Genomic DNA, 16,469 nt, shown 5'->3' with positions numbered 1-16,469 from the left:
ATCAGTCCAACTCGGTCAGCAGGGCGGCCAGCTGGTTGTCGACGATGTCCCTGACAAGTTCCGGGTTGACCCGGAAGTACTCGTGGACAACGGCGTTGCGCAGGCCTGCGATCGAGGTCCAAGGGATGCTCGCGCGCTCGTGCTTGAAGTCATCGGGCAGAGCCTTGACCGCCTCGCCGATCACCGCGAGGTTGCGGAGCACGGCGTCGTAAGCCATCGGCCCCAACTCTGCCGAATCGAGATGGTCGCGGTATGCGATGCATCTCGAGATCGCACCGCGGATGTCTGCCAACCGCTCCGCTTCCGAGCGACTCACACAGCCACCGCGTCCTTGAGTGCAGTAGCGGAGACCTCATCGCGCAGGAGCGGCGCGGCCACGACGTCGACCTGAGTGCCGAGAAGCTCGCTCAGCTCCTCGCTCAGCCCTGCTAGGCGGAGCAGATCGTTGCCCGCGCCCGGTGCCAGGTCGACGAGGAGGTCCAGATCACTGCCCTCTCGGGCGTCACCGCGAGCCACCGACCCGAACAACCTCGGGTTCGCCGCACTGAACCGGTCCAACACCTCAGTCAGCCCACTGCGCTGCTGGTCCAGCGCAGCGCGAAGCCGCAAAGCGTGGTCAGTCGGTTCGCTCATGACCCAAGCGTAGCGAGATGGGCGTCTGAATGTGGCGTGCCACAACGGATGGGCTCACAGGGCGACCCAGTGCGGGATCGTGCTCCAGTTGCCCTGAGTCGCGCGTACGGTCATGGCTGTGGTCATTGATATGCAGCGAAGCGTCCTGCTGGGCGTGCGAGAGAAGCGCGCGCTTATCGCCGTGCCGACTCCGAAGCCTCCCCCGGGCACCGCGTTCCCGCCACGGCGGCTGATGCTTCGGGGAGTACCTGTCTTCGAGCTGGGCCTGTGGTGCGGGACCTGCCCCGCACTCTTCAATAAGTTGAACGAGCCCGAAGTCGCGGACCTCAGCGTTGCGAACGAGCGCCTCAATGTCGGCCTCGATGCGATTGACGCTGAGATCTTGCGAGCCTTCGGGAGGGTTCTGCCCAAGTCGGACTACACGGCGCTCTTGCTGGATCTATCCCCCCAACTGGTGACGCCCGGGAGCACGTCCGACTACTTCAGTCACGAGCAGGTCGCCACCTGGGGCGTGGACCCCGTCGTCGGTTCACCCGAGAACCCGGCCACGCCCTACTACCGAACCTTCGAGACTCCGCTCGGGCAGGAGCAGCACCTATACGAGTTCGTCGTGCCGATGGTTCCGCCCGCCTGGAATGACCAACAACGCGTCGATGAGTACAGCGACAATCCTGGAACGACGCCAGCGACCGCTGTTGCGTACTCGCTCCTCGACGTAATCCAGCCCGCCATGGACGAAGGCGATGACTACTACGAGCACTGGGTGCTCAGCCACTTCCTGCTCGACGGTCACCACAAGGTGTACGCGGCTGCGACTGCCGGGAGACCGATCCGGCTGCTCAGTTTCTTAGACGAGCACATAAGCATTGCGTCGCAGAATGAACTCTCGACACTCGTACAGGCACGCTCCAAGAAGCGTCAGGCGAGAAGCCGACCATAGACCGAGCCCAACCCTTGCGCGCGCTCATCGGCATCTCCGCGCGTTCCGCAAGGGGATCGTCTACCGAGACCTGCGTTCAAGGTCTTGTGTGATCCGGCTTCTCGACGTGGGTATCGATGAGGAATCCGGCGATTGCGAACCCCGTGTTGACGGCTAACTTGGCGTGTCGTGGTGCCGGGCCGACCGAACGCTTTCCCCGCCCGTGAGCGTCGCTGAGCGCGTTCCGCATTGCTGCCAAACCGCCCACAAGTGTCGCCGCACCGCTGAGTATCTGCTTGATGATCTGCTCGGTGTGCTGGTCAGGAGATACCTCCATGGCTGCCGACGCCGTCTTGTAGAGCCTGGAGAGGTCCCAACTGTCGTCATAGTCCACAGCGCGCTCGTCACAGATGTGCTTACAGACGCTCTCAAGAGTTGTTCGCGTGGCGGTGATCGCTCCGTCGGGATCGGTGGTCACTTTGTTCAATGCAGCGTTCCAGGACTTGGCGACCGCCTGCCAGTTCTCCAATCTCACCAAGGCTGCGCTTGCCGCATCAGCGCCAAGCGCTCCCTCGGAGAGGAGCAGGGAGCGTAGCTTCGCAAGTTCGTCCTCAGTGGGCATACCGTGTGCGACCCTGCCCTCGTACTCGCATAGTTCGAACAGGAATGCCTTTTGTTGCTCAAGAGGCATCGACTTGAGGCCATCTTGGAAGATCTGCCACCGAGATGGACTGCCGCCGCCCCAGCCCTGATAGGGCCCGAGCGCGTCGGTGTAATCGGCGAAGAGTTCGTGGAGTTCCGGGCCGCTAAAGCCCGTCTCGCGCGCAAACAGGTCAGTCGCAAGTTTGATGATCTTGTACGGAAGCTCGGCCGTCTTCGGAGGAGGCATGCGCCCATTCTCCAGGTTCAGTCCGACTCCAGAGGCCAGATCAAGACCCCGCTACTGGCGTCGACGATGGATAGCGGACCGTTTGGTGCTGAGCAACCCAGATCCACGCCCGGGCCACGACCGGTATGCGGTGATCGAGGCCGACACGGACGGCCATGTGCGTGGGACGCCCGGAACGGTCTGGCTTGTAAGCCCGTCGGCGACCGGATCGTCGGGCGGGATGCCTTCGGCCTCGCAGACCAGAGACGGACCCATCCCATCGGCGAACTACTTGGCCGGACACGTTCGGAGTGGGCCCGGCCAGGAGGGTAATTGGCACGAACTCGGCGCTCTTCGAGAGCTCGCCGGCCAGGTCACGCGGACTGACCGCGGGTCGTCGTGATCGGACTCGAAGCTGGGATGGGCCATCAGACCTCCACCCGTCCCCGATGGCAGGGAGGGGTGGCGTGGTGAGGGGCCGTGGCGTGGAGGTATGAGCGTCGCACTGACCTCGAGCATCACCCTCGGCAATCGCTTCGCAGGCGAGCTGCCGGAGTTGGCCGTCGGCTGGCAGGCCGAGGAGTTCCCCGACCCGCGCGTGCTGGTGCTCAACGAGCTGCTGGCCGTTGACCTCGGGCTCGACCCGGCGTGGCTGCGGGAGCCCGAGGGCGTCCGGCTCCTGGTCGGCGGCGGGGTGCCCGACGGCGCCACTCCGGTGGCGCAGGCCTATGCCGGCCACCAGTTCGGCGGCTACGTCCCGCGCCTGGGTGATGGCCGTGCCCTTCTCCTCGGCGAGGTCACCGATGTCGAGGGCCGGCAGCGGACCTGCACCTGAAGGGCTCAGGCCGGACGCCGTTCGCCCGCGGCGGGGACGGGCTGGCCGCGGTCGGCCCGATGCTGCGTGAGTACGTCGTGAGTGAGGCGATGCACGCCCTCGGCGTGCCCACCACCCGGTCGCTGGCGGTGGTGGCGACCGGCCAACGGGTCTTCCGCGAGACTGCCCTGCCCGGGGCGGTGCTCAGCCGCGTGGCCAGCAGCCACCTGCGGGTGCGCAGCTTCCAGTTCGCGCGCGCCAACGGCGACGTTGATCTGCTGCGCCGGCTGGCCGACCACGCGATCGCGCGCCACTACCCGGCCGCAGCCGGGTCCGACCGTCCTACCGGGCGCTGTTCGAGGCCGTCATCGCCGCCCAGGCGTCACTGGTCGCCCGGTGGATGCTGCTCGGCTTCGTGCATGGAGTCATGAATACCGACAACATGACGATCTCCGGGGAGACCATCGACTACGGCCCCTGTGCGTTCATCGACCTGGAGAACTTGATCGAGCTGTCCAAGCACCTGGAGACCAAGGGGGTGGACCTGGTGGTGCTCGACCAGGGCGTCGACACCTCCACCGCCGCCGGAAAGATGTTCTTCCAGATCCTCGGCGCCATCGCTGAGTTTGAGCACGCCCTGATGTCCGAACGAACGCGGGACGGCCTCGCGGCCGCCCGAGCACGCGGCCGCACCGGTGGCCAGAAGCCGAAGCTCGGGCCCCGCCAGGTGAAGCTGGCGCGCCAGATGTACGAGGAGACCGGCGCCGATGGAAAACGGCGCTACACCGTGCAGCAGGTCGCCGACGAGTTCGGCGTCAGCAGGCCCACCATCTACCGACACCTCGACAGCCAACACGGGTAGCCGACGGTCCTGGCTCGTTGGCGGCTGGTGACAGCGTCCATACCGGCACCCCTAGTTCTAAAGACACTGAACAAAGGCTCAGCGTCTCGGCGCCTCCACCATCGTCAACGCCCAGCAGCGGTGGGAGCAGCCCCGCTCCTCGACGGCCCGGCCCGAAGAAGCACCGGCTGGCCGCCAACTCGTTTGCGGTTCACTCGTCCGCGCAGCGTGCCTGGGCCACGCTACAGGGGTCCTGAGATTCCTCGACGTAGAGGAAGGCCTCGCTGCCGAGCTCCGCTACGAATGCCGTGGCCGCATCGGTGCCGGGGAGCGCCCAGGCGGGCACAACGTCGTCGCTGTCAATGCAGCTCGTGAACCGCGCCTCACCGAGTCGCTGAGTCCTGGGGAGTTGCTTCACGTGCGGTGTTTCCTGGTAGGTCCTGCCCTCAAACACAAGCTCCGCAGGGCAACTTGCCCCCTCGGCGCCGGTGAGGTCCTCACCACCGCCAGCAGAGGACGACGAATCGGTCCCACAGGCCGCTAGTAGGCCGACGAGGGCAAGCGCGAAGGAACGGCTCCACCACCGTCGCAGCTGCGCTGATCTAGCTGATCCGGTGGCAGTTCTGGTTGAGGCAGTAGAGGAGCTGGAGGCCATGGATGTCGCCCTTTCCGAGTGTCCTTGCCGAGCCGCTGCACTTGGCGATTCCGGGGCTCATCGTCATCCTCGGGTACCTACTTTCGGAGACGTGTCCGAGACCGACCGAGTGTCCGAACTCGTGCATCAGCACTGATCTGACGTCCCACTTGCCCGAGCAGTTCCATGGTGTCGTGGTGAAGTCGAAGTCGCGGATGTTGAAACGTACGTCGGACTCAACGATGTCGCGGCGGGAGCCACTGTTGGTCGTCCACGTGCACTCGGCTGCCAAGGGCGGGTTACCGCTCTTGTCGAGGTTGCCGGCGTCGAGCGTACTGCGACCGTCGCGGCTCGCGCACTTGCTGACACCGTTCTCGATCTTGAAGTCGGACTCATAGGAGGTCTTGCCGCCGAACGTCGTTTGCAGCTGGCTGATCTTGTCGCTGAACCCGCAGTCGTTGTGCGCGCTCTTGATCCTCCCGATGGTCTGTTGCGCGATCTGCCGGAACGCGGAGTATCCAAGCGCAGCTGGATAGCTGCCGTCGCCGATGTACCACGTCCAGCGGTTGTTGTGCCGTTCATTGCGGATGTTCCAGTTGTCCTGCCGACACTCGGACGGCCCAGACGCGGAGGCCGAGACGGAGGCCTCGTCCTCCTCCACCGCCCCGTCGAGCATCGACTCAGTTTCGTAGGAGACGATGCCTTCCTCATCGACGGCGATCTCGAGGATCACCGCTCCCGACGGGTAGACGTGCTCCAGCATGACCCGCATCCCGGGCTCGGGGATCTCCAGCTCGAGTCCGCCGGCACGTACATCGCGACCGATGGCATCACAGTCCACAGCCGATGCGCCTTCCGGCAGATCCCCGATCGTGAGGTCCCCGGCTGGCAGCTGACAGCCAGCAGCAACCGCCGGACCAGACACGGGAGTCCAAGCTGCGAACGCGAGCGGCAGGACCAAGGCAATGGCGGAGACTGGAAGGACCCGCCTCATCCCGAGAGTTTTTATGAGCGGATGCTATAGCCGTTGAGCGCCGCCCGGGCTCGAATCGCCGCAAACGGGTCCACGGACACTTTCGACGACACTCCGGGGCATCGACCCAACACTCAGCGACGCTCGGAAGCCACCTTCTCATGGCGGTACAACGTCGCCCTGGACCACCCGACCAAGCGGGCCGCCTCGGTTGCAGTGCGTCCCTTCGCGCGAGCATCGCGCGCGATGGCGAGCTTCTCTTCGACCTCGGCCGGGTCCACCGGCGGTCGACCGAACCGGGTCCCGCTCGCCTTCGCGGCGACGATGCCGGCGTTGATCCGCTCGGTGATCAACTCACGCTCGTACTCGGCCAGCGTGGCCAACATGCCGAGCATCATCCGGCCCGACGCGGTCTCGGGGTCGATCCCGTCCGAGACCGACCGGACCTTGACCTCCCGTTCGCGCAACAGGTTCACGGTGTCGAGCACGTCGACCAGCGACCGGCCGAGCCGGTCGATCCGCCAGACCACCACGGTGTCTCCGGACTCGACGTAGGCCAGCAAAAGCTTCATCCCCGGCCGTTCGACCGCGGACCGGCTGCCCGAGGTCACATCCGAGAACACGTCCCGGCGCTCAACCCCGGCACCAACGAGCGCATCCACCTGGAGCTGCGCATCCTGCGCGGCAGTGCTCACCCTGGTGTATCCCAGTAGCCGCATGGGTCATAGCGTTTCATCAACCCCCAGCCAGGTCGAGCATTGAGACACGCGCCGTCGAGACGACTTCGCAAGACGAGGTGTCCCGCCTGGATAGCTGTCGGGCTGTCAATGTTCGAAGTCGACTGCACGAGTGCCCGAAGTCCTCTGCACATGGCCGTCCGGGCTTCGGATGAGGATGGGCACGCGGGAGCGTGCCATAGGGTTCTCTGAGTGTTCGATGAGCAGCGCCGCGGGTTGGACCTCAGCTCGCCGACTTCACCGTGGTTGGGTTGGGATGCCTCGCTCGCGGCTGCCGCCGATTCCATTTTCGATACCTTGGTCTGGTCGGCCGCTCTGTAGTCCTCGACTGCCTATGGGGTCGCAGTTGTCAACTGCCCGGGTCGCTGGGGCTCCAGCCCAGTGCGGTGGCGTCCTGCCAGATCCCCATCCAGTGGTTCCGTGCAGTGTCTATCCGGTCTGCGTTATCGGCCTCGAACGCGTCGAGTGCGTCCTCGACGTCATCGCCCAGTCCGGCGCGGATGTCTCGCCGACACTCCCAGTCGGCGCCGACGAACTCGGACTCCTGCTCTAGGTACTCTTCCCACTCCGGGGTCGCCGGGTCCCCGTCCAATGCAACGAGGTCGGGCGGTACCGAGGTGGCCAACATGGTTCGCGCTTCCTCCGAGGTGTTCGCACCGAGTCGTTCCAGTACTCCGGTTTGTGTGATGCACCGCTCGTAGTCCGCGTAGGGGGCGCCGGCAAGGAACACTTGTGCCATGGCTTCGGACCACGCGTTCCGGAGTTCCTCAACGACCTTTGGGGTGCGTATCGCTCGTGTGCGTTCCTCATCGACCGCAGGGTTTTGGTCGCGGCAGGTGCTCTCGGCGTCGGCTTCGTCTCCGGTAGCTTCGACCGTGTTGAGACGTTGTTCGATGCGCCAGCCTTGAGCTTCCTCGATGCGCATCTGCCGGTAGTAGCCATCGAGATTTCGTGCGGCCCAGAGGGTGTAGGACAGCGGGTGATCGTAGCCGCCCACAGGGAAGATCGAGTCCTGCCACGGCCGAGAGAAGCCAAGGCCGCTCATGCACTCGTCGAAGTCGCCGTTGAGCGCGTGGGCCACGAGTGCCTCCGCAGCTTGGCGTTCTTGGTACGTCCCTGCCCAGGACGAGTAGACGTCATCGGCTCGGACTGCCCACGGTTCCAGGTCCTTGTCGGCCGCGGGCGAAGGAGCTGCGAAGACCCGTTGGGTCGAGCTCGGGGCGGCGGCGTCCCTGTTCGACCCGTCTGTTCCCGCGGATACCATGACTGTCGCAATCGCGATCACGCTCGCGACGCCAAGTGCCGCTGCTCCGACGGCCGCGCCTGCAGGCAGCCTGCGTGTCGTAGACATCAGTAACAGAACCCTCCGCTGCTTCCGGGGTAGCCTTGCCAACTCTGGCGACCCGCGCACCGGACCGGGCCGTGGTAATGGCTGAAGACGGTGCCGTTGTCGTAGAGCGTTCGGATCCGTTGGGACCAACTGGAACTTGGAAGCGCGCGATCCGGCGGGCCCCCATAGCGATTCTTGTCGTTCCTGATGTGACTCAGGTCGTGGTCGGTGAAGTCGTAGGATCCCACCCGTTGGACGCGCCTAACGTCAGCCTCATCGAAATCGGCCGGATCTTGCCAGAATCCATCTCCGCCTGGATCCGTCTCGATGAATCCCCCTGGATTGCAGTTGCGCACGACACGTGCGTCGTAGTGGCCCGTACCGTTGGTGTTCCAGTCGACAACGGCGTCTGTGCATCGGTTTCCCGTACCGCCTGAGGGTCCACCAAATCTGACCCAGATTCGGATCTTGTGTTGGTTCACGTTCCACTTCATGTACTGCTTCGCATCCGACCAATGCCCGACGAAGGACGTGTACCAACCGTCACTGTTGTTCCCACCCTGCCCTGCGGTGGCCGGGGCAGCCCATCCTGCGACAACCATCAGCGACAAGACAAGGCTCGCGCCCATCAATCGCGGCCTAACTCGGCGCGTCGCACGTTCCAGGCGCCCGGCAGCTTGAGAGCCGAAACTCAAGCGTTCTGCTGACGAGAACTCGACACCAGCTTCGACGGAAACCCGCGTTCGTCGAGAATGACCTCTCACCAACCCGCCCCCTCGGTATCTGCTTTAGTCCACATCTCAGCCAGGCATCGGCATCACACGGGAACCACGGCACTCGTTGTTACGCTCGCTTATACCAGACCATACTTCCGACTCGGGCGCCACCGGTTCGCCAACGTTGGGGAATTCAAACTCCTGAACCGTAGGCCGCTTGTGGCCGCTAAGTCGCAACCGAGCGGAACCTTGGAAACAACAATGCGCGTGGAGTTGCGGCCCGCCGTGGGTTTCGGCGTTCTGGAGGAACCACATCCCAGTCGATCCCGCCGAGCGAAACCGGAAACCGTGTCGACAAGCCGAGTCGATGTCGCGCAAGAGGAACCGCAATCGGCGAGCTGGACCGAGCGGTCGGCTCTTGTGGCGGCATGATCTGCCGCCGTCCCGCAGAGGTGTCGGTTGCGGGACGCCGGCGAGATCCGCGATCAGCGACGTAGCGCGGTGTCCGCGACTTCGGCTTTCGCGGCCAGACGTTGGCGCTGGATGGCGCGGTAGACGGTGGAGCGGCCGACGCCGAACAGCTCGGCGATCTCGAGGGTGCTGTACTGCCCGCTGTGGACGAGTGAGACAAGGTGCGCTTCCTGCCTCCGGCTGAGCTTGGGCTGCTTTCCCTTGAGCCGACCCTTGGCCTTGGCGACCTTCATGCCCTCGACGGTCCGCAGCCGGATCAGGTCGGACTCGAACTCCGCGACCATGGCCAGCACGTTGAACAGCAGCCGCCCAACGGCATCAGTCGGGTCGTAGACCGACCCGCCGAGGGAGAGGCTGATCTCCCTGGTGGTGAGCTCGTCGGCGATCGCCCGCGCATCTGGCAGGGACCGGGCCAGCCGGTCGAGCTTGGTGACGACCAGGGTGTCGCCGGCGCGACACGCGGCCAGGGCCTCACGAAGCCCTGGGCGTTCGCGGTTGGTGCCGGTCAAGCCGTGGTCGACATAGATGCGTTCGGCCTCGACGCCGAGGCCGCGCAGCGCGTCGCGTTGCGCGGTGAGGTCTTGCTGATCAGTGGAGCATCGGGCGTACCCGACAAGTAGTGCGCTCATGGCGCGTCTCCCAAGGGATGGGCCCGGCCTCGCGCCGGGTGCGGGCGGCTCAGGCATCGGGCAGGAGCCCGACGTGACCAGCCAGCGCCCACTTCCTCACCTCGCGCAAGGCCAGCGAGAGGCTCCGCTGGGCGAGATGCTCACGGTCTTTACGAATCGACGATCCGTAACAAGGCGTACCCCCCCCCGGGGGGCCACCTCCGAGGCGACCCGCAACCGGAACCAACAGCGGGCACGCTCCGCCGTTGACTGCAATGGAAAGACGCACGAACCGGAGCAGGTCCGGGCGTCATCACTCGCAGAGTTCGCGAGCGTCCTCAATGAGTGGGACGAGATCCATCCGCTCGCCGCCATTGCCCGGGTTCGCAGCCCAAACACGACGGAAACCGGGATCGGCGTCCTCCACGGTCGCGGTGTTCAGGCCGAAGGCTCGTCCGTTGATCTGGACGAACAGGTCGCCCTCAGGGCTGCAGCTCAGGATCGCCGACTCGACGGTGAGCGGCCAGTCCGAGCCGTAGTCCTCGGCCTCAACCTCCCGCGATTCCCCGAAGCCCTTGTCTGGCGAGCACGCGAACGTCATGAACACGGCGGCCATCAGCAGGGGCACTCGATGCACGAGCCGCACTGTACGGCCCGGCACCAGCGCCCACTTCCTCACCTCGCGCAAGCCAGCGAGAGGCTCGGCTCGGCGAGATGGTCACGGTGTTTACGGATCGACGATCCGTAACAAGGCGTAAGCCCCGCACCACCTCGGGGCGACCCGGAACGGGATCGTTCATCCGGACGTCCGCCACTGGGGCGAGACATCCCATCATGCCGGGCGGTGTGCGGACGTACGCACAGACCCTGGGCTGCGCTACGGCCTCTGCGAGACTGAAGGCGGCCCGACGCCCCGACCGCACCACGGCGACGGAAGGACTCTGAATGTCCAACCAACGAGCCCCCAAGCGTGCCTTCAGCGCCCTGCAGGACTTCCTCCACGACGAAGCTGCTGGCGGGATCGCACTCGTGGTCGCCGCGCTCATCGCCGTGATCTGGGCCAACACTCCCGTATCCGAGTCCTACACGCAGCTCTGGGGGCAGTACCTCACTCTCGGTTGGGGTCCCGCCGCGATAACCGAAGACCTGCAGCACTGGGTCAACGACGGCCTGATGGTCATCTTCTTCTTCGTGGTGGGCCTTGAGATCAAACGCGAGTTGGCCATCGGGGAACTACACGACCCACGTGCGGCCGCGCTGCCTGCGGCGGCAGCCGTGGGTGGGGTTGTCGTACCGGCGTTGATGTTCGTGGCCCTTACGAGCGGCGACGCGGGTGCCGGGTGGGGAATCCCGATGGCAACCGACATTGCCTTCGCCGTCGGGGTGCTCGCGCTTCTAGGCGACCGGGTTCCGGCGGGCGCGAAGTTGCTCCTGCTGTCGGCAGCCATCGTGGACGACATCATCGCGATTACCGTGATTGCGTTGTTCTACACCGACTCGGTGTCATTGGCCTGGCTTGGTAGCGCCGTCGCCGGACTTGCGCTTGTGGTGCTGTTGCGCAGGCTCGGCGTCACCGCCATGTGGCCCTACGTCGTCGTGGGCATCGGCGTTTGGGTCGCCACTTTGGAGTCGGGGGTCCACGCCACTATCGCCGGGGTGGCGCTGGGACTGCTGACCCCGGCGGGACAGGTGGGCGGTCGCAACGTTCTGGCGACACTGGAGCACCATCTGCACCCGTGGTCGGCCTTCGTGGTGGTGCCGTTGTTCGCACTCGCCAACGCAGGCGTGTCCTTCGGCGGCGGTGTGCTGGGTGAAGCCGCACGTTCAGCCCTGCCCTGGGCCATCGCCGCCGGACTGGTGGTCGGAAAGATCGTCGGCATCAGTGCCGCTGTATGGCTGGCCGTTCGCACCGGACTCGGGAGACTTCCTCAGGGCGTCGGAGCGCTGCACGTGGGCTCGGTCGCGGCGTTAGCAGGCATCGGGTTCACCGTGTCGCTGTTCATCGCTGACCTCGCCTACGACGACCCAGCACTGACCGAAGCCGCCAAGATCGGCATCTTCGCCGGTTCCTTGCTCGCCGCCCTCATCGGTTCAGTGTTGATGATGGCCGCCGGTGGTCAGCCGCCGAGCGCGGACAAGGTCGGGCGAGCGACTTCGAAGTCATGACGCTCATCGCAGCCCGGCGCTCACGCAGGCATCCGTGCGCGCGGTCCATCCGGAGCAGCAGCCGCGATCCGAGCGTCCGCAGCTCAGGGTCATCTGCGGCTGTCCCGAGAGCCGATCGACAATCGGGACATCTCCTGACATCAACAACGGTTTGATGCTCGGTCGCTAACCGATGACACGACGGATGCGCTGGGGAACAAAGTGCTGTACGGTTCCCGACCCCCATCGCGAGCGCGGTACGCGTGGCACGGACCGAGGGGCGGGTCATGAGCGTTGACCCTGCGGTGCGCCGCGCGTACCGTCGAGAGCATGAGGGGTCGTCGGCTCCGCGTTGGGCTCATCGTCGCGCTCATTGGTGTGCTTTTGAGTCCGGCACCGGCGAACTCAGCCTTCGGATCCACAACAAACGACAACTGCGGTGGATACAACTGCCAAGTCAACTTGGCCAACAACACCCACCATAGAGTCGACTTCCACGACACCATTGGCGCGACGGGCAACATGATCAGCTGGGCTCTCGACAACCAATTTCCCAGATTTGGATTCACGTGGCAGTGGGTGGACAGCAACAGCAACTATGACGTCCGCATCCGCGATTGGCACATCGCCAACGGCTTTTACGGATGGGTCAACTGCCCGAACTCGGCACAGACCGGGGGATCTCATCCGGACCGCTGGTGCTATGGGCAGAAGCTGACCATCAACCTCACCTACGACGGCGGGTTCTCGACGTGGTACGGCAAGCGTGCCTTGGCGTGTCACGAACTGGGGCACACCGTCGGCCTTCGACACCCGAATGTTTCCGGCCGCAACACCTGTATGTATACCGGCGCCCCGGACAACGCGACCTCGTACACATATTCCAGCAACGAAGTCAATCGCCTGAACCAGGAGTACTGATGCGAAGCATCGGGACGCCCGCCAGCGCCGCGCTGGCCGCCATTGTGTTGGCAGGTTGCGGAACCTCTGCACCCACGGCAGACGCCCCATCCGCAGGCGGCGAGCCGTCCCCGTCTCGCACCTCCACCACGTCTGAGGGGGAACATGGCGAGAGCGTGACGAGCCCTTGGACCGTATTCCGCACGGCAGGCAACGAGGTCGAGCATTACGACTCCCTCCGCGGGATGATCGGCAAGGCAAACGCAACCGCCCTCGGCACTGTCGAGGACGTCGAACCGATCGTGCTGGGCGAGGAACGCGAAGGCAATGCGGTCGAGACCTACGTCAACGTCTCCTACACGGTCCGCATCGATGAGTTCATGGGAGGCGAGTTGGCGTCCGCCGAAGACGGCACGTTCCGGCTCGAGTTCGGCCCGGTCGATCCCGCCGACTACGACGCCATCGCTGAACAGATGGTCGGCGACCAGGCATGGTTCGCGCTCCGCCGGTGGGGCAGCGACGTCCCACGAGACGTTTGGAGCGAAGCCGACCGTGCAGCGCACGAGCGCGGGGCCTACCGCATCGTCAACAGCCAGGGCTTGGTCGACGACGCCGGCTCGGCCGCGAGCTTTGCCGTCAATGGCGATAGACCCGAACCGTGGATGGCCGACATCGAGTCCGAGGGCTTCGATGAGTTCCTCGCGATGGCCCGGGACCTCGCAGACCGGTAGTCCACCGACCCCGGCACCCTCCCCCGGTGACCTCGGGAACCGTCGACGAAGCATCGCCGTGTCCGAAGCCCCAACGTCCAAAAAATCTCGGAGTAGGCGGAGCCTGGTGGGAGGCGCTTCGGCGGTGGTTGTTCCGTATGACCTGTCCGGGTGATGGTGCCGGGACCGGGGCGTGCTGTGGGACGCGTCGTTTCGGTAGATAGTTGGCTGCGGTCCCCGCGTCGACACCGCCCTCCACGATCGCCCGCAGCATCGCCATCCGAACGCCTGTCGGGCTGCTTCCGTGCTCGATCAGACAGCTCGAGTGACGTCCATTGACGACCCTTGAAACAGGCGCCTCGAATGCGCCTTGATCGCTCACCAAACGGGCGGCACGCATGCTACGAAGGTTCGTAGAAGGTCCGCCCGGTTGGGCGGGCCGTTCGTCGTTTCAAGGGGTCTTTGACGAGTAGTGACGGGCGGTGATGTGGCCGGTGCATGGTGGGGTGAAGTTCTACCGCGGCAATCCTGCTGCAGCGCGCAACTATGTCGAGGCCGACCGCTCCCGCGCTGATGACTACTACTTGGCCGAGGGCACCGGACTCGCCACGCACCAGGTCGCTACCCGTAGCGATGCGGGAGTGGCGGTCCACCAGGCCGGTGAGCTCGACGGTCCGGCGTACGAGTCCTGGGTCGCTGGGTACGACGTTGCGACCGGTGCGGCCAAGGGCCGGCTACGGAGGGACGATCAGGCGCTGCGGTTCGTGGAGGTGGTGGTCAACGGGCCCAAGACCTGGTCCCTGGTCGCGGCGCTTCATCCGGACATTGCCGAGGCGTACGACGCGGCGCAGGATCGTGCGGCGGAGGAGATCATCGGATGGGTGGCCGAGCACGCCACGACACGTGTCGGTCCTCGGGGTCGGCAGGTGCAGGTCCCGGTGGAGGAGATGGAGGCGGCCGTGGTGCGGCACTACACCTCCCGTGCCGGTGACCCGCACCGACATCTCCACCTCCAGATCAACGCCCGCGTGTTCACCCAGGGGCGCTGGCGTGGTCTGCATTCGGTGGGTGTGGTGGACAGCATCGAGGCGCTGAACGGGATCGGGCATGCGGCGGTGATGTGCGACCCGCAGTTCCGGGCAGCGCTCGCGGCACACGGGTACACCCTCGACGAAGATGGTGAGGTCCACGAGCTCGCGCCGTTTGCCGGTGGGTTCAGCCAGCGTGCCGCACAGATCGGACGCCACGTCGACCGCTACGAGGCCGACTGGCGCACCGAGCATCCGGATGAGGAGCCCGGACCACGACTCCGCCGTGCCTGGGACCGGCGAGCGTGGGCAGACGCGCGCCCCGACAAGGTCGTGCCCAAGGATGGTGCCGACCTCGTCGCGGCCTGGAACCACGAGCTGGACGAGCTCGGCTTTGAGGCTCCCGATCTGCCCGTACTGCAGCCGGGGATGCCGATCGGACTGTTCAGCCGGGACGCCGCCGCCGACCTCGCGCTCACTCGACTCGGTTCCCGCCGGTCGGCATGGAACGCCGCCGACATCCGTGGCGAGGTCGAACGGATCGTCGCCTCCGCCGATGTCGTGACCGAACGTCCAGTCCGGCAGGAGCTGGTCGAGGACGTGACCCATCGCGCCATGGATCGGTGCGTACCGCTGCTCGAGCGGGAGGACGTCCCGGAGCACGTCCGCAGCCTCACCTCCGAACGGGTCCTCGCGGTCGAGTCGGATCTGGTGGACCGCATCGTCACGCGGGCAGCGCGACCCGTCATCGATGGGGCAGCGCATCGGGGGCTCGGCCATTTGGACCCGGCCCAGCAGCGGGTCGTCCGAGCGCTCACCGGTGATGCTGGACTGCTGGTGGTCGAGGGCGCTGCCGGGACCGGGAAGACCACCACCCTTGCCGCCGCACGCCAAGCACTGGCCACCAACGACCACCGACTCGTCGTTGCAACGCCGACGCTCAAGGCGGCCCAAGCAGCTCGACGGCAGGTCGGCACCCACGCGTTCTCGGCCGCGTGGCTTGTTCATCAGCACGGCTATCGTTGGGACGAGGATGGCCACTGGTCCCACACCGACGCGGTGCCGGACGTTGGTGCACGGCTGCGGCCCGGCGACGTGCTGCTGGTCGATGAGGCCGGGATGCTCGACCAAGACACCGCCCGCGCCCTGCTCGCCATCGCCGACCACGCCCACGCGAGAGTGGCGCTGGTGGGGGATCGGCATCAGTTGCCGGCGGTCGGTCGTGGCGGTGTCCTCGACCTCGCGGCACGCTGGACACCGCCCGATGCATGTCTCGACCTGGACGGCGTGCATCGGTTCGCTGATGTCGAGTACGCCGAGTTGAGTCTGTTGATGCGTGCTGGTGAGCAATCTGGTGAGGTCTTCGACGCACTCGTAGCGCGTGGTGAGGTCGTCGTGCATGGCTCCGAGGTGGAGCGCACCGCGGCCCTGGCGCAGACCGACGACGCGTTGGTCATTGCCGACACCCGTGAGCAGGTTAGCGACCTCAACGCCGCGATCCGCGACCACCGGAACGGCACTAGTGAGCGAACTGGTGAGCGGTTTGGTGAGCGAAACGGTGAGCGGAGTGTGGCCACCGCACGCGGTGAACAGGTCGGGGCAGGTGACCGGGTCGCGACGCGGCGCAACGACCGCGACCTGGCCGTGGCCAACCGCGACACCTGGACCGTCACCGCCGTCGAGGCCGACGGCGCACTCACCATCGACGGCACCAACGGAGTACGACGCCTGCCGGCCTCCTACGTCCAGCAGCACGTCGAGCTCGCCTACACCACCACCGTCCACGGCGCCCAGGGCGAGACCGTCGACACCGCCCACTTCGCCGTCGGCGAGGCCACCACCGCGGCCGCGGCCTACGTCGCGCTGACCCGCGGACGCACCCACAACGTCGCACACCTGGTCGCCGACACCCACGACGACGCCCGCCAACAGTGGGTCGAGATGTTCAGCCGCGACCGCGCCGACCTCGGACCCGCCCACGCCGCCGAACGCGCCGCCGACGACATCGAACAGTACGGGCCCAACGCCCCGTCGCCGGTTGGCCTGCAGGCCGCCATGCTGCGTACCAAGCCCAAGCCGCGCCGCGAACCACCGCCGATGCCGCCCACCGGACCGAAGACAAACGTGATCACGCCCTGACCT

Annotated in this window: 14 protein-coding genes and 1 pseudogene; 7 read left to right on the top strand and 8 right to left on the bottom strand. The window is 65.9% G+C overall.

The window, feature by feature from the left end:
* Position 1 precedes the first annotated feature (1 nt).
* Positions 2 to 316 carry a DUF86 domain-containing protein gene (locus KUV85_RS06145; RefSeq protein ID WP_425299386.1) on the bottom strand — a complete coding sequence of 105 codons (315 nt, stop codon included), beginning with the start codon at positions 314 to 316 and terminating at the stop codon, positions 2 to 4.
* Positions 313 to 633, bottom strand: coding sequence for a nucleotidyltransferase family protein (locus tag KUV85_RS06140; protein WP_219962325.1), 321 nt, complete (start codon positions 631 to 633; stop codon positions 313 to 315). The genes KUV85_RS06145 and KUV85_RS06140 overlap by 4 nt, the downstream gene beginning before the upstream one ends.
* A gap of 118 nt (positions 634 to 751) precedes the next feature.
* On the opposite strand from KUV85_RS06140, the gene KUV85_RS06135 reads away from it, so the two are divergent.
* Positions 752 to 1,573: a hypothetical protein gene (locus KUV85_RS06135; RefSeq protein ID WP_219962324.1), complete on the top strand. Its 822-nt coding sequence runs from the start codon at positions 752 to 754 to the stop codon at positions 1,571 to 1,573.
* Between the two features lie 76 nt (positions 1,574 to 1,649).
* Here the strand turns inward: KUV85_RS06135 and KUV85_RS06130 are convergent, their stop codons facing one another.
* Positions 1,650 to 2,441, bottom strand: a complete 792-nt coding sequence (locus tag KUV85_RS06130) for an abortive infection family protein (RefSeq protein WP_219962323.1) — start codon at positions 2,439 to 2,441, stop codon at positions 1,650 to 1,652.
* A 472-nt stretch (positions 2,442 to 2,913) separates the two neighbouring features.
* On the opposite strand from KUV85_RS06130, the pseudogene KUV85_RS17685 reads away from it, so the two are divergent.
* Positions 2,914 to 3,665, top strand: a pseudogene (locus KUV85_RS17685) (protein adenylyltransferase SelO family protein).
* The gene (locus KUV85_RS17545; RefSeq protein ID WP_273544001.1) at positions 3,635 to 4,096 is read left to right on the top strand and encodes a recombinase family protein; all 462 of its coding nucleotides are present in this window, start codon (positions 3,635 to 3,637) and stop codon (positions 4,094 to 4,096) included. The pseudogene KUV85_RS17685 and the gene KUV85_RS17545 overlap by 31 nt, the downstream one beginning before the upstream one ends.
* A 581-nt stretch (positions 4,097 to 4,677) precedes the next feature.
* Here KUV85_RS17545 and KUV85_RS06115 read toward each other — a convergent pair.
* The 5 genes from KUV85_RS06115 to KUV85_RS06095 all read right to left on the bottom strand — a co-directional run bounded on the left by KUV85_RS06115 (position 4,678) and on the right by KUV85_RS06095 (position 10,181).
* Positions 4,678 to 5,634, bottom strand: coding sequence for a matrixin family metalloprotease (locus tag KUV85_RS06115; protein WP_219962322.1), 957 nt, complete (start codon positions 5,632 to 5,634; stop codon positions 4,678 to 4,680).
* A gap of 182 nt (positions 5,635 to 5,816) precedes the next feature.
* Positions 5,817 to 6,401 (bottom strand): recombinase family protein, encoded by a 585-nt coding sequence (locus KUV85_RS06110; protein ID WP_425299385.1) that lies wholly within the window; start codon positions 6,399 to 6,401, stop codon positions 5,817 to 5,819.
* A 367-nt stretch (positions 6,402 to 6,768) separates the two neighbouring features.
* On the bottom strand, positions 6,769 to 7,500 hold the full coding sequence (locus tag KUV85_RS06105; protein ID WP_219962320.1) for a hypothetical protein: 732 nt from the start codon (positions 7,498 to 7,500) through the stop codon (positions 6,769 to 6,771).
* A gap of 1,450 nt (positions 7,501 to 8,950) precedes the next feature.
* On the bottom strand, positions 8,951 to 9,565 hold the full coding sequence (locus KUV85_RS06100; RefSeq protein WP_219962319.1) for a recombinase family protein: 615 nt from the start codon (positions 9,563 to 9,565) through the stop codon (positions 8,951 to 8,953).
* Positions 9,566 to 9,857: 292 nt separating this feature from the next.
* On the bottom strand, positions 9,858 to 10,181 hold the full coding sequence (locus KUV85_RS06095; protein ID WP_219962318.1) for a DUF2511 domain-containing protein: 324 nt from the start codon (positions 10,179 to 10,181) through the stop codon (positions 9,858 to 9,860).
* A 308-nt stretch (positions 10,182 to 10,489) separates the two neighbouring features.
* On the opposite strand from KUV85_RS06095, the gene nhaA reads away from it, so the two are divergent.
* The 4 genes from nhaA (at position 10,490) to mobF (ending at position 16,466) form a co-directional block, all read left to right on the top strand.
* Positions 10,490 to 11,710, top strand: a complete 1,221-nt coding sequence (gene nhaA / locus KUV85_RS06090) for a Na+/H+ antiporter NhaA (RefSeq protein WP_219962317.1) — start codon at positions 10,490 to 10,492, stop codon at positions 11,708 to 11,710.
* A gap of 309 nt (positions 11,711 to 12,019) precedes the next feature.
* Positions 12,020 to 12,610: a hypothetical protein gene (locus KUV85_RS06085; RefSeq protein ID WP_219962316.1), complete on the top strand. Its 591-nt coding sequence runs from the start codon at positions 12,020 to 12,022 to the stop codon at positions 12,608 to 12,610.
* Positions 12,610 to 13,320, top strand: a complete 711-nt coding sequence (locus tag KUV85_RS06080; RefSeq protein WP_219962315.1) for a hypothetical protein — start codon at positions 12,610 to 12,612, stop codon at positions 13,318 to 13,320. The genes KUV85_RS06085 and KUV85_RS06080 overlap by 1 nt, the downstream gene beginning before the upstream one ends.
* Before the next feature lie 485 nt (positions 13,321 to 13,805).
* Positions 13,806 to 16,466: a MobF family relaxase gene (gene mobF / locus KUV85_RS06075; protein ID WP_219962314.1), complete on the top strand. Its 2,661-nt coding sequence runs from the start codon at positions 13,806 to 13,808 to the stop codon at positions 16,464 to 16,466.
* Positions 16,467 to 16,469: the final 3 nt, after the last annotated feature.

The sequence above is a fragment of the Nocardioides panacisoli genome (assembly GCF_019448235.1).
Classification (GTDB): Bacteria; Actinomycetota; Actinomycetes; order Propionibacteriales; family Nocardioidaceae; genus Nocardioides; species Nocardioides panacisoli_A.
This window is presented reverse-complemented; position numbering and strand designations above follow the sequence as displayed.

Coding starts and splice junctions, on each gene's coding strand:
- KUV85_RS06140 (WP_219962325.1), bottom strand. CDS start 633: ATGAGCGAACCGACTGACCACGCTTTGCGGCTTCGCGCTGCGCTGGAC.
- KUV85_RS06130 (WP_219962323.1), bottom strand. CDS start 2,441: ATGCCTCCTCCGAAGACGGCCGAGCTTCCGTACAAGATCATCAAACTT.
- KUV85_RS17545 (WP_273544001.1), top strand. CDS start 3,635: ATGCTGCTCGGCTTCGTGCATGGAGTCATGAATACCGACAACATGACG.
- KUV85_RS06110 (WP_425299385.1), bottom strand. CDS start 6,401: ATGCGGCTACTGGGATACACCAGGGTGAGCACTGCCGCGCAGGATGCG.
- KUV85_RS06100 (WP_219962319.1), bottom strand. CDS start 9,565: ATGAGCGCACTACTTGTCGGGTACGCCCGATGCTCCACTGATCAGCAA.
- nhaA (WP_219962317.1), top strand. CDS start 10,490: ATGTCCAACCAACGAGCCCCCAAGCGTGCCTTCAGCGCCCTGCAGGAC.
- KUV85_RS06085 (WP_219962316.1), top strand. CDS start 12,020: ATGAGGGGTCGTCGGCTCCGCGTTGGGCTCATCGTCGCGCTCATTGGT.
- KUV85_RS06080 (WP_219962315.1), top strand. CDS start 12,610: ATGCGAAGCATCGGGACGCCCGCCAGCGCCGCGCTGGCCGCCATTGTG.